This window comes from Blautia sp. OM06-15AC, from assembly GCF_003481425.1.
In the GTDB taxonomy this organism is placed as follows: Bacteria; Bacillota; Clostridia; order Lachnospirales; family Lachnospiraceae; genus Fusicatenibacter; species Fusicatenibacter saccharivorans.
On record NZ_QULD01000001.1, the window covers coordinates 495,595 to 509,116 of the forward strand.

The 13,522-nt window shown below is 50.1% G+C and carries 11 protein-coding genes; 10 read left to right on the forward strand and 1 reads right to left on the reverse strand.

Annotated elements, in window-relative coordinates:
- The first annotated feature begins 310 nt into the window (after positions 1-310).
- The 10 genes from tyrS to DXB83_RS02490 all read left to right on the forward strand — a co-directional run bounded on the left by tyrS (position 311) and on the right by DXB83_RS02490 (position 11,543).
- The gene (gene tyrS, locus DXB83_RS02445; RefSeq protein WP_022462314.1) at positions 311-1,534 is read left to right on the forward strand and encodes a tyrosine--tRNA ligase; all 1,224 of its coding nucleotides are present in this window, start codon (positions 311-313) and stop codon (positions 1,532-1,534) included.
- Between the two features lie 78 nt (positions 1,535-1,612).
- A complete protein-coding gene (alaS, locus tag DXB83_RS02450) occupies positions 1,613-4,252 on the forward strand; it encodes an alanine--tRNA ligase (RefSeq protein WP_118697226.1) in 2,640 nt (879 codons plus the stop codon).
- A 205-nt stretch (positions 4,253-4,457) separates the two neighbouring features.
- The gene (gene rpsU, locus DXB83_RS02455) at positions 4,458-4,634 is read left to right on the forward strand and encodes a 30S ribosomal protein S21 (protein ID WP_004222305.1); all 177 of its coding nucleotides are present in this window, start codon (positions 4,458-4,460) and stop codon (positions 4,632-4,634) included.
- Between the two features lie 94 nt (positions 4,635-4,728).
- Positions 4,729-6,309: a cardiolipin synthase gene (cls, locus tag DXB83_RS02460; protein ID WP_117760330.1), complete on the forward strand. Its 1,581-nt coding sequence runs from the start codon at positions 4,729-4,731 to the stop codon at positions 6,307-6,309.
- A 74-nt stretch (positions 6,310-6,383) separates the two neighbouring features.
- Positions 6,384-7,661, forward strand: a complete 1,278-nt coding sequence (locus tag DXB83_RS02465) for a D-alanyl-D-alanine carboxypeptidase family protein (protein WP_243002016.1) — start codon at positions 6,384-6,386, stop codon at positions 7,659-7,661.
- Positions 7,662-7,694: 33 nt separating this feature from the next.
- Complete coding sequence (locus DXB83_RS02470; RefSeq protein WP_022462318.1) at positions 7,695-8,429, forward strand: ribonuclease H1 domain-containing protein; 735 nt, start codon at positions 7,695-7,697, stop codon at positions 8,427-8,429.
- Between the two features lie 53 nt (positions 8,430-8,482).
- Positions 8,483-9,283 (forward strand): metallophosphoesterase, encoded by an 801-nt coding sequence (locus DXB83_RS02475; protein ID WP_158565810.1) that lies wholly within the window; start codon positions 8,483-8,485, stop codon positions 9,281-9,283.
- Positions 9,284-9,298: 15 nt separating this feature from the next.
- The gene (locus DXB83_RS02480) at positions 9,299-10,120 is read left to right on the forward strand and encodes a segregation and condensation protein A (protein WP_022462320.1); all 822 of its coding nucleotides are present in this window, start codon (positions 9,299-9,301) and stop codon (positions 10,118-10,120) included.
- The gene (gene scpB, locus DXB83_RS02485; protein ID WP_055226398.1) at positions 10,098-10,721 is read left to right on the forward strand and encodes an SMC-Scp complex subunit ScpB; all 624 of its coding nucleotides are present in this window, start codon (positions 10,098-10,100) and stop codon (positions 10,719-10,721) included. Before DXB83_RS02480 ends, scpB begins: the two co-directional genes overlap by 23 nt.
- A gap of 33 nt (positions 10,722-10,754) precedes the next feature.
- Positions 10,755-11,543, forward strand: coding sequence for a zinc dependent phospholipase C family protein (locus tag DXB83_RS02490; protein ID WP_117804068.1), 789 nt, complete (start codon positions 10,755-10,757; stop codon positions 11,541-11,543).
- A 99-nt stretch (positions 11,544-11,642) separates the two neighbouring features.
- Here the strand turns inward: DXB83_RS02490 and DXB83_RS02495 are convergent, their stop codons facing one another.
- Positions 11,643-13,517 carry an extracellular solute-binding protein gene (locus DXB83_RS02495; protein ID WP_416388066.1) on the reverse strand — a complete coding sequence of 625 codons (1,875 nt, stop codon included), beginning with the start codon at positions 13,515-13,517 and terminating at the stop codon, positions 11,643-11,645.
- Between the last annotated feature and the right edge of the window lie 5 nt (positions 13,518-13,522).

The window sequence follows — 13,522 nt, forward strand, 5'->3', positions numbered from 1 at the left end:
GCAGGTTCTGTACGATTCGAATACATCCTGGAGTTGCGCACCGAATAAAACGGGCGGCAGAAGAACTATGATGCACGTTTTTAGTAGGCTGCGACGTAAGAGACGAACGTTACAGCGTCAGGGTATTCAGAGGTTTTGGATACCGACAAAGGCAGCTGCCGTGAGACAGCTGTGAAGTAAGGTGGTAACACGGGAGATACGGGCTCTCGTCCTTTGAATCGGAAAGGACGGGAGTCTTTTTGTATAAAAAACTTTGGTCCCAGACGGTAACACATACCCGAAAGTCAACCGAAAAAAGGAGAAAAACAAAATGCAGATTTATGACGAACTGATCGCCAGAGGCCTTCTGGCACAGGTAACCGACGAAGATGAAATCAGAGACCTGGTAAACAATGGAAAAGCAACGTTCTATATCGGATTCGACTGCACCGCAGACAGTCTGACCGCAGGTCACTTCATGGCACTGACCCTGATGAAACGGATGCAGATGGCAGGAAACAAACCGATCGCCCTGATCGGCGGCGGCACCACCATGATCGGTGACCCGTCCGGAAGAACCGATATGAGAAAAATGCTGACCCGCGAGGAGATCGACCACAACGCAGAGTGCTTCAAACGTCAGATGGAGCGTTTCATCGAGTTCGGCGAGGGAAAAGCTATGATGCTCAACAACGCAGACTGGCTGCTGAACCTGAACTATGTAGAACTGCTCCGTGAGGTAGGTGCATGCTTCAGCGTCAACAACATGCTCCGTGCAGAGTGCTACAAACAGCGTATGGAAAAAGGTCTTTCCTTCCTGGAGTTCAACTATATGATTATGCAGAGCTACGACTTCTATCACATGTTCCAGAAATACGGCTGCAATATGCAGTTCGGCGGCGATGACCAGTGGTCCAACATGCTGGGAGGAACCGAACTGATCCGCCGTAAACTTGGAAAAGATGCCTATGCAATGACCATCACCCTTCTGACCGACTCTCAGGGCAAGAAGATGGGTAAAACCGCAGGAAACGCTGTATGGCTTGACCCGAACAAGACCAGCCCGTTCGATTTCTACCAGTACTGGAGAAACGTGGACGATGCCGACGTCTTAAAATGTATCCGTATGCTGACCTTCCTGCCGCTGGAGCAGATCGACGAGATGGATTCCTGGGAAGGAAGCAAGCTGAACGAGGCAAAAGAGATCCTGGCCTATGAGCTGACCTCCATGGTACACGGCGAGGAAGAAGCAAAGAAAGCGCAGGAAGGCGCACGTGCCGTATTCTCTACCGGAAGCTCCGAGCATATGCCGACCAGTGAACTTTCTGCAGAGGATTTCACGGACGATAAAATCGATATCGTAACCCTTCTTGTCAAAGCAGAGCTTGCAAAGACCAGAAACGAAGGACGCCGTGCCGTAGAGCAGGGCGGTGTATCCGTAGACGGTGAGAAAATTACAGATCCGAAATATGCCGTAGAAAAAGCAGCCTTCGGCGAGGACGGTATCGTTCTGAAAAAAGGAAAGAAGAATTTCAAAAAAATTTGCGTTAAATAATTAAGTGTGCTATTATAAAAGAATGGATTCCCGGAAGAAATTCCGGGACACACTGAATTATTTGGAGGACAAACAGTCATGGAAAAATATGGCGTAAACGAATTACGAAAGATGTTTCTTGAGTTCTTCGAGAGCAAAGGACATCTTGCTATGAAGAGTTTTTCGTTGATTCCACACAACGATAAAAGTCTTTTACTGATCAACTCCGGTATGGCTCCGCTGAAACCTTACTTCACAGGCGCAGAGATTCCGCCGAGAAGAAGAGTAACAACATGCCAGAAATGTATCCGTACCGGCGATATTGAAAATGTAGGAAAAACAGCCCGTCACGGCACCTTCTTTGAGATGCTCGGAAACTTTTCCTTCGGTGATTATTTCAAACACGAAGCAATCGCATGGTCCTGGGAGTTTTTAACACAGGTAGTAGGGCTCGATCCGAATCGTCTGTACCCATCCATCTATCAGGACGATGATGAAGCATTTGATATCTGGAACAAAGAGATCGGCATCCCGGCAGACCGTATTTTCCGTTTTGGAAAAGAGGACAACTTCTGGGAGCATGGCGCAGGTCCGTGCGGTCCGTGTTCTGAGATTTATTATGACCGCGGAGAAAAATACGGCTGCGGCAAACCGGGATGTACCGTTGGCTGCGAGTGTGACCGTTACATGGAAGTATGGAACAACGTATTCAGCCAGTTCAACAACGACGGCGAGGGCCACTACACCGACCTGATCCAGAAGAACATTGATACCGGTATGGGACTTGAGCGTTTGGCCGTTGTCGTACAGGATGTAGATTCCATCTTCGATGTCGACACCATTCAGGCACTCCGCAACAAAGTATGCGAAATCTCCGGAAAAGAGTATGATAAAGATCATGAGACCGATGTTTCCATCCGCCTTATCACAGACCATATCCGTTCCGCAACATTCATGATTTCCGATGGAATCATGCCGACCAACGAAGGAAGAGGCTACGTACTGCGCCGTCTGATCCGCCGTGCAGCACGTCATGGCCGTCTGCTTGGCATTGACGGACTGTTCCTTGCCCGCCTTTCCGCAAGCGTAATCGAAGGCTCCAAAGACGGATATCCGGAACTTGAAGAGAAAAAAGATTTCATCTTCAACGTTCTGAACAACGAGGAGACCCAGTTCAACAAAACCATCGACCAGGGACTTCATATCCTCTCCGAGTTCGAAGAAAAAATGCAGAGCGAAGGCAAAAAAGTTCTGGACGGACAGGATGCATTCAAACTGTACGATACCTACGGATTCCCGCTGGATCTGACCAAAGAGATCCTCGAGGAGAAGGGCTACGGCATCGACGAGGACGGTTTCCATGCAGCAATGGAAGAGCAGAGAGAGCGTGCAAGATCGAGCCGTGAAGTAACAAACTACATGGGTGCTGATGCAACCGTTTACGATGAGATCGACCCGTCCGTAACAACTGAGTTTACCGGATACGATCATCTGGAGGATACCTCCAAAGTAACCGTTCTGACGACAGAGACTGAGATTGCAGAATCTCTGATGGAAGGCCAGAAGGGAACCATTTTCGTAGAGAAAACTCCGTTCTACGCTACCATGGGCGGTCAGGAAGGCGACTGCGGTATCATCAAAGGAGCAAATGGTGTATTCGAAGTAGAAGATACCATCAAACTCCGCGGCGGAAAATACGGTCACGTCGGTGTCATGAAATCCGGTATGATTTCAAACGGCGAGGAAGTTACACTTCAGGTCAACGAAGAGGCAAGAAAAAATATCGAGAAGAACCACAGCGCAACACACCTTCTGCAGAAGGCATTAAAGACTGTTCTCGGTGCACACGTAGAGCAGAAAGGTTCTCTCGTAACCCCGACCAGACTCCGTTTCGACTTTGCCCACTTCCAGGCTATGACACCGGAAGAACTGGAAAAAGTTGAGAATCTGGTAAATGAAAAGATTCAGGAGCAGATCCCGGTTGTAACCGACATCATGGATACTGAGGAAGCAAAGAAATCCGGCGCGATGGCTCTGTTCGGTGAGAAATACGGCGACAAAGTACGTGTCGTTTCCATGGGAGACTTCTCCAAAGAGCTCTGCGGCGGTACCCATGTAAAGAATACCGCTGAAATCGGACTGTTCAAACTTGTTTCTGAGGCAGGCGTCGCAGCAGGTGTCCGCAGAATCGAAGCTCTGACCGGACCGTCTGTTACTGCATACTATAAAGCACAGGAAGAGAAAATGCATGAGGCAGCAGCTCTCTTAAAGACAACACCGGCGGATCTCCTCGAGAAGATCGCTCATCTGCAGGCAGAGGCAAAAGCACTCCAGGCAGAGAATGAGTCCTTAAAGAGCAAACTGGCAAAAGAAGCGCTCGGCGATGTTATGGATAAAGTCACCGAAGTCAAAGGTGTAAAACTTCTCGCTGCATCCGTACCGGATGTCGATATGAACGGACTGCGTGACCTTGGCGACCAGCTGAAAGAAAAACTGGGAAGCGGCGTTGTTGTTCTGGCATCTGCAAAGGACGGCAAAGTAAGCCTTCTTGCCATGGTAACCGATGATGCGATGAAGAAAGGTGCACATGCCGGAAAACTGATCAAAGAAGTGGCAGCCGTTGTCGGCGGCGGCGGCGGTGGACGTCCGAACATGGCACAGGCCGGCGGAAAGAATCCGGAGAAGATCAACGAAGCAGTTGCAAAAGCTGCCGAGGTACTGGAAGGCCAGATCGCATAACAATAAGCAGGAAAAACAGCACAAAATCCTGCCGCCTGCAGGGCAGAAAAAGGAGCCAGGCAGGCGGCAGGGAAAAATTTTGCAAAAAAATGAAAAAACTTGTTGACGTACGAGATTTTTCTGGTATAATAAGAACAGTGCAAAAAATACCCATACAGTTGTATTATGCACAATCTACAACTGGAGGGAGGTTAGGTGTGAGACTATGTCAAATGTAATCGTTAAAGAAAACGAAACGTTGGACAGCGCTTTACGCAGATTTAAGCGTAGCTGTGCAAAAGCTGGCATTCAGCAGGAGATTCGTAAAAGAGAGCATTACGAGAAACCAAGTGTTCGTCGTAAAAAGAAATCTGAAGCTGCCAGAAAACGTAAGTATAATTAATGTGCAAAAAATCCCCGGCGATCTGTTTTGCCGGGGATTTTTATACTTGTAACTTAAAGTCGCAGGTTTTGACAAAACAGCAAGGCGGTGACAAATGAGAATTTTGTACAAAATAGCAAACAAGCTGTTTCGTATCGTGAAAAAGATTCTGAAGCTGCTTACCAGCCGTATGGTCATTATCGGTGTTGCACTTCTTCTGGAATTTTGCTGGCTGGCCGGAATTGTGATGCAGCTAAATGAAAAATCTGTCTACATCAACTATGCGGTCACGATTCTTTCCCTGATTGCAGTGCTTTCGATTATCAATAATCCGAAAATGAATCCCGGCTACAAACTGATGTGGGCAGTCTGTATCCTGGCGCTTCCGGTAACCGGAATCTGCCTGTACGGCATTCTCGGCCATTCCAGTGTGGCAAGAAAATTCCGTACACATTACGATACAGTTCTGCTTTCGCAGGGAGGCGTTCTTGGAGAGGAAGAAGAGACGCGTAAAAAGCTCGAGGAAGAAAATATCCTGGCAGCGGGGCAGTCTTCCTATCTGACCAATTATGCGCATTATCCTGTTTATGAAAATACAGAAACAGAGTATTACCCGCTGGGAGATGTATGGTTTGAGCACTTTATTGAGGAACTCAAAAAGGCAGAACACTACATTTTTATGGAATATTTCATCATCAGCGAGGGGTATCTGTGGGATACGGTGCTGGAGATTCTGAAGGAAAAAGCGGCCGCCGGTGTGGATGTGCGGCTGATTTACGATGATTTCGGCTGCGTGACGACACTGCCGTATCAGTATTATAAATCGCTGCAGCAGATGGGCATCAAGTGTGCGGCGTTCAATCAGTTCCGACCGGTGCTGAATGTCATTTTAAATAACCGTGACCACCGGAAAATTGCCGTGATCGACGGTCATACGGCTTTCACGGGCGGCATTAATCTTGCGGACGAATACATTAACCGCAAGGAGCGGTTCGGCCACTGGAAGGATTCCGGAATCTGTCTGCATGGTGAGGCGGTATGGAGTTTTACGGTGATGTTTCTGCAGATGTGGAGCACAATCACCGGTATGGAATGCGATTTCGAATCATACCGGCCGGAAATCTATCACGAGGAAGCGTTTAAAAAAGACGGTTTTGTGCAGCCGTACGGCGATTCCCCGCTGGATGGAGAGACAGTAGGCGAGCATGTTTATCTGAACATTATTTCACAGGCGAAAAAATATCTTTATATTTTTACCCCGTATCTGATTCCGGACAACGAGACGCTGACCGCTCTCTGCATGGCGGCAAAGCGCGGAGTCGATGTGCGGATTGTAACGCCGGGCATCCCGGATAAGAAGATTGTCTATATTCTGACGCAGGCCAATTACGAGATCCTGCTGGAATCCGGCGTTCAGATTTACCAGTATACGCCAGGCTTTATCCATTCCAAGAGCTTTGTCTGTGATGATGAAGTTGCGACGGTCGGAACGATCAACATGGATTACCGGAGCATGTACCTGCATTTTGAGTGCGGTGTCTGGATGTACGGCAGCAGTGCGGTTGCCCAGGTAAAAGAGGATGCGCTGATCACGTTTGAACAGTGTGAGCAGATCAATATGGACTACTGCCGAAAGAAAAATTTTGCAGTCCGTGCACTCCGCGGTGCGCTGAAGTTTCTGGCACCGCTGCTGTAAACGGAACAGACAGCATAGTTCTGCGGTCGTCTGCATAGCCTGTAGGGAAGAAAGAGCAGATGTTTCGGGGGAATATGAAGAGAAGAACACGAAATATCGTCTGGAGCCTGCTGATGATCCTGGCGCTTCTTGCAGCGCCCTTGAAAGTGACTGCGGCAGAGCAGAATGGAGAATCTTCCGACAAGCAGCAGAACGAAACAACGGAACAGAAAACAGAAGAGACGGAGGAGACGGAGGAGACAGCACCGGAGATGACAACGGACCTTGGGCTGGCTTCGCCGTCTGTTCTTTTGATGGAGGCACAGACCGGAACTGTTCTGTACGAGAAAAATGCGTCGGAACAGCGAAGCCCGGCGAGCATCACAAAAATCATGACGCTGCTGCTGATTTTTGAAGAGCTCGAAAAAGGGACGCTCCAGCTGACCGACGAAGTGACGACGAGTGCGCACGCCAGAAGTATGGGCGGGTCCCAGGTTTTTCTGGAAGAGGGCGAAAAGCAGACCGTTGAGACGATGATCAAGTGTATTGTCGTTGCTTCGGGAAACGATGCATCTGTAGCGATGGCAGAGCATATTGCGGGGACAGAAAGCGAGTTTGTCAGCCGGATGAACCAGAAAGCAAAAGAACTCGGCATGAACGACACGAAGTTTGAGGACTGCTGCGGCCTCACGGATTCCGACGGCCATTACACGACAGCGGCAGATGTGGCGAAAATGTCTCGGGAGCTGATCGAGCGCTTTCCGCAGATCCTGAACTATTCCTCTATCTGGATGGAAGAGATTACGCATGTCACACAGAAGGGAAGCAAACCATTCACCCTCACCAATACAAATAAGCTGATCCGCGGCTATGAGGGCTGTGTGGGACTGAAAACAGGAAGCACCTCGAAGGCGAAGTACTGCGTCTCGGCAGTGGCGAAGAAAAATGATCTGACGATGCTGGCAGTCGTGATGGGAGCACCGGACTACAAGGTGCGGTTTGCAGATGCAGCGTCACTGTTCCAGTATGGGTTTTCGTCCTGCAGCATCTACATAGACCGGGAACGCGATCCCCTGCCGGAACTTTCGGTTGTTTACGGAAAGCAGGATACGGCAGAACTGGAATATGCGGAAGAATTCCGCTATCTTACGACGGGCGGGACGGTGATTGGTGAAGTGGAAAAAACGATGGAACTGCCGGAAGAGGTGCAGGCCCCTATCCAGAAAGGCGAGTGTGCCGGAAGAGTTGTTTACAAAGCAGACGGTGAGGAACTTGGTTCCGTTGCGATTTTATATGGAGCAGACGTGGCAAGAGCCGGCATGTGGGACCTGTTCGGATGTACGATGAAACAATATTTTCTTGGGACGGCATAAAGCCGGAGTATCATGCGCGAAAAGGAGAAAAACATGGCAAAGAAAAATTACTATGCGGTAAAACAGGGAAAGGTTCCGGGCATCTACCGGACATGGGATGCGTGCAAAGCGCAGGTACACGGTTATCCTGGCGCAATTTACAAGGGATTTGAGCGTCTGGAGGAGGCAGAGGCCTTTCTGGGCGGCGGTAAAATGCCGGAACCATTGCTGCGGGAAACAAAAGGAACGTATTTCGCTGCCCCGGAACGAAAGGCAGTACAGAGCACGGCAGCACCCGATCCTTCTTCTTGGGACTGGGAACACCTGATTCTGGCGGAAAAACCATGCGAAGACCCGGAATACGCCGGTGTCGGCAGGAGCGCCGTCGCATACGTGGATGGAAGCTATCAGCATGCGCTCGGAAAGTTCTCCTGCGGTGTGGTCCTCTTCCTGGACGGAAAAGAGTTGAATCTTGCAGAAGAATACAGCGACCCGGATCTCGTCTCCATGCGGAATGTAGCAGGCGAGATCAAGGGCGCAGAGCTGGCCATGGCTTACTGCCTGACACATGATATTCCGGAGCTGGCCATCTATCACGATTACCAGGGAATCGCAAGCTGGTGTACGAGAGAATGGCAGGCGAAAAAACAGGGAACCATCGATTACCGGAATTTTTACGATCTGGCATCGGCCAAAGTTGCGATCCGTTTCTGCAAAGTAAAGGGCCACACCGGCGTCACCTACAACGAAAAAGCCGATCAGCTGGCAAAACAGGCACTGGGCTTATAAACAGCAGGGAAAACGGGTTGTCATACACCGAAAAATCAAGTATAATGAACGGTATGAGAAAATTTACAACGACCTATTACAAACTTTCGTCAAACGGAAAATTTCCGGTAGGAAACGGTTTTCGTCTGGCGTTTATCAGTGATCTTCACAATATGGAGTTCGGCCCGGACAACACGGTGTTAAAGGCAGTCATCGATGAGGCGGCTCCGGATCTTGTCATCATCGGCGGGGACCAGATTGTGGCAAAGCCGGGGGAGAACCTCGACCCGGGTCTGAGTTTCGCGGAACGTCTTGCGGAGGAATACCAGGTAATCTATGGCTGCGGAAACCACGAATACCGTCTGAAGCTGTATCCGGAACAGTACGGCGATCTGTATGAAAAGCTCCGGGAGCGCCTGAAAAAGGCAGGAATCTGCTATCTGGAAAATGAGACGGCGGATCTTACCATCAGCGGCTGTCCGGTCCGGATCTACGGCTATGCCATGGACCGCACCTATTACAACCGCTTTTACCGCGGACCGCTGCCGGTTTCGGAACTGACGGACCACCTTGGAAAACCGGATCCGGCGCGCTACGGCATTCTGCTGGCGCATCACCCTGCCTACCGCAGCTCCTATGCATCATATGGAGCCGATCTGACGCTTTCCGGCCATTATCACGGCGGCGTGGTGGGCCTTGGCGCGCACCGGGGGCTTGTGACGCCGGATTTCCGCCTTTTTTCGAAAAACTGCCGCGGGCTGTTCCTGACGGGCGGCACCTGCCAGATCATCAGTGCAGGAACGGGCGAACACACCATTCCGGTCCGCATCTGGAACAGAAGAGAATTGATTATTACAGATATCGGGAAACCGTAAGGGAGAACAGAGCACATGGCGATACCAGTAAAGCTTCCGGTGTTTGAAGGACCGCTGGACCTTCTTCTTCACCTGATCGATAAAAATAAAATAGATATTTACGATATCCCCATTGTAGAGATTACGGACCAGTATCTGGAATACATTCATCAGATGGAGCGGGAAGACCTCGACATCATGAGCGAGTTCATGGTCATGGCGGCGACGCTTCTGGATATCAAATGCCGCATGCTGCTTCCAAAAGAAGTGAATGAGGAAGGCGAGGAAGAGGACCCGAGAGCCGAGCTGGTGCAGCAGCTTTTAGAGTACAAAATGTACAAGTACATGTCGTACGAGCTGCGTGACCGCATGAACGAGGCGAGCCGTTCCGTGTACAAGGAGCCGACGCTTCCAAGAGAAGTGCTGGAGTACAGGACGCCGGTCGACACCTCCGAGCTTCTCTCGCAGATTTCTCTCGCGAAGCTCCATACGATCTATAAAATGATTTTAAAGCGCCAGGAGGACAAGATCGACCCGATCCGAAGCAAGTTCGGAAAGATCGAAAAAGAAGAGGTCAGCCTGCCGGACAAGATGACGTATGTCGAGCAGTTTGCTGTTAAAAAACGCCGCTTCAGCTTCCGCGACCTTTTGGAATCCCAGCCGGGCAAGGTGCATGTGATTGTCACCTTCCTTGCAATCCTGGAGCTGATGAAAACCGGCAAAATCCGGATCAGCCAGGAGGAGCTTTTCGGGGATATCCTGATTGAATCCCTGGAGGATGAAGACACCGTAGTTGTGCCGTATACAGACGAGACAGACAGTGAGGACAAGACAGATGGAAGAACAGAACAGGAATAAAGAAACTGCCCTGGGTGAGGCAAGACGCCCCTCTTCGGTCGAGGAGGCGGAAGCAGCCATCGAGGCAGTCCTTTTTGCGATGGGAGATTCCGTGGAGCTGGGAAGGATTGCAAAAGCGATCGGCCATGACACGGAGACGACCCGCAGGATTCTGAACCATATGATGGAAAAATATAATACGAAAGACCGCGGCATCCACATCGTGGAGCTTGAAAATGCGTATCAGATGTGCACGAAACAGGAATATTATGATTATCTTGTCAACATCGCCATGCAGCCGAAGAAGGCGGTTCTGACCGACGTCATGATGGAGACTCTCTCGATCATTGCCTACAAGCAGCCGGTCACGAAGCAGGAGATCGACAAGATCCGCGGCGTCAAGAGCGATCACGCGGTCAACAAACTGGTGGAGTACAATCTGGTGCAGGAGCTTGGCCGCCTCGACGCGCCGGGCCGCCCGATTGTGTTCGGCACGACCGAAGAATTCCTGCGGAACTTCGGCGTCGATTCCACCGACAATCTGCCGGAGATCAGTCCGGTCAAGATGGAGGACTTCCGCGCAGAAGTGGAAGAGGAAATGCAGATCAAGCTGGATGTCTGATCCGGCAGGAGAAAAAAGAAGGGAGATACCGATATGCCTACTACGTACGCACACGACAGGTTCGGAAGAGAAGTCTATGAACAGCTTCCGGCAAATTTGAAAAAGATCATTCGAGAAAACAAAAAATTGTATCTGATCGGACTGCACGGGCCGGATATCTTCTTTTATTACCATCCGTTCTCGAAAAACCGTGTGTCTGATTACGGAACGCTTCTGCATGAGCAGACGGCTTCCGTTCTGTTCGAGGATGAGGTGAAAAAGTATCAGCAGAGCCCGTCAGAGGCGATGGAAGCGTATCTGTTAGGCTTTGCCTGCCATTACCTTCTCGATTCGACGTGTCATCCGTATATCGGGAAATTTGTGGATCACACTGGAATTTCCCATGCAAAGATTGAGACGAGCCTTGACCAGTACTTCATGCTGGAGGACGGCCTCGATCCGCTCGTATACCGTCCGGCATCGCCGATCTGCCCGCACACCGACGGCAACAAGGTCATCCACCGCTGTTTTCCGGAAATCGGGGAAACAGAAATTGTCGAATGCCTGAAGGGCATGAAGCTCTGGACGAGAATCACGATCTGCCGCAGCAGTGCGGTAAGAAGCCTTCTTCTTGGAGTGATGAAACTGGTCGGCTGCTACGATTCGATGGGCGGCCGTGTGATGCCTGGAAGGCCTCAGAAGGAATGCGAAGCGGGCACACGGAATCTTGTCCACCTGTACGAAAGAGCGCTTGCAGAGGCGCCGCAGGAGCTTGTAAAGCTGGATGAAGTGCTCCATGGAAACGGAACGCTTTCTCCGCGCTTTGACCACAATTTTGATTAAAACAGACTTTTGAGAGCAACAGTAAGAATAGAAAAATCCCGGCAGGAATCTTTCCTAAGAATTCCTGACCGGGATCTTTTTTTGTCCGAAAGCAGATCTTTAATTTGATTTTACTTCACGCCACAGCTGGTTGTAAACCTCATCGGCATCATCGCCAAGATACGTAAAGGTTTCGCACCGTGCAAGCGTTTCCTCATCCGGGAAGGCGATTTCACTGTTTCGGATATCGTCATCCTCAATCAGTTCACGCGCCGCATCATTCGGCGTAGAGTAGGTAATATACTCAAAGTTTTTCAGTGCGATGTCCGGCCGGCAGAGGAAATTCAGGAATTTCTCTGCGTTCTCGACATGCTGCGCATCTTTTGGAATGCACCAGGAATCGATCCAGACGTTAGAGCCTTCTTTTGGAACAACGTATTCCAGATCCGGGTTTTCACGCTTCGTGTAGATAGCTTCACCGGAGTAAATAACGCCGATAGCCGCCTCATTTCCGATCATCTTGTCACGCACCTGATCCACAACGTACGCCTGCACGAGAGGTTTTTGTGTCACAAGCAGATCCTTCGCCTCCGTCAGCTCCTTGATATTGGTGGAGTTTAAGGAGTATCCCAGATCCTTTAAAGCAACAGCAAACGCATCGCGCACGCTGTCCTGCATCAGAATGCTGTCGCGGTAATTGGTATCCCACAGAACAGACCAGGAGTCGATCGGCTCGGTTACCATTTTTTTGTTGTACAGAATACCAACTGTTCCCCAGCAGTACGGGATCGAGTAGAGATTGCCCGGGTCGAACTGCTCGGAAGTCTCGTAGTACATATCTCCAATGTTGGAAGCGTTCGGAATATGGTCAAAGTTGATCGGCTGCAGCAGATCGTTCTGGATCATCTTCTGAATCATATAGTCGGACGGGCAGACAAGATCGTAGGAAATCGCACCGGATTTGATCTTCGGATACATGATTTCGTTCGTCTCATACTCCTCGTAAACAACGTGGATACCGGTTTCTTCCTCAAAGATATCGATGACATCAGAATCCATATATTCGCCCCAGTTGTACACAATCAGCTGCTGGGAGCCGCCGGCTGAAGCATTCTGGCTTCCGTAGTAAATACCGCCGCCGCCGATGACAAGCACCATGGCGATCGGAAGAATCCGGCGGAAGACCACACGTTTCGTGATGCGGAAACGGATGCCCTTCTTCGCCATAGCCTCGCGCTCTTTTGCCTCCTCTTTTTCTTCCTTCGGAGAAGGATTCACATTCACAAGGAGCAGCAGAAGCAGTACGGTAACAAAAAGAATCGTGGAGAGCGAGTACATCTCCGGCTTGATTCCCTTGCGGACTTCGGCATAAATCTTTGTGGAGAGCGTATCAACGCCCGGTCCCTTGGTGAAGTAGGTGATAACGAAATCATCGAGGGACATCGTAAAGGAGAGCAGAAAGCCCGAAACAACGCCTGGCATGATGTCCGGGAAGATGACTTTCCAAAACGCGTACAGAGGGGAAGCGCCAAGGTCGAGGGCTGCCTCGTACGTTGATTTGTTCGTCTGCTTTAATTTCGGCATAACGCTCAAAATAACATAAGGAACATTGAACGTGATATGCGCCATCAGAATCGTGCCGAATCCAAGCTGAATGCGGCAGATGATAAAGAGCAGCATCAGCGAGATTCCCATAACGATCTCACCGTTCAGCATCGGGATGTTCGTAATACCCATGAAAAGCGTCCGGCTTTTTTTTGACATGCTGTTGATGCCGATGCACGCAAGCGTTCCAAGGATGGTTGCAATCGCAGAGGCAAGAAGCGCAATGATTAACGTTGTATACAGCGCGTTCATGATCTCTGTATTGGCAAACAGTGAACGGTACCAGTGCAGCGTAAAGCCGCCCCATTTGGCACGCGTTTTTGATGCATTAAAGGAGAGCACCACAAGGGTGACAATCGGCGCATACAGAAGAATAAAGATGAGCGCCATGTAAA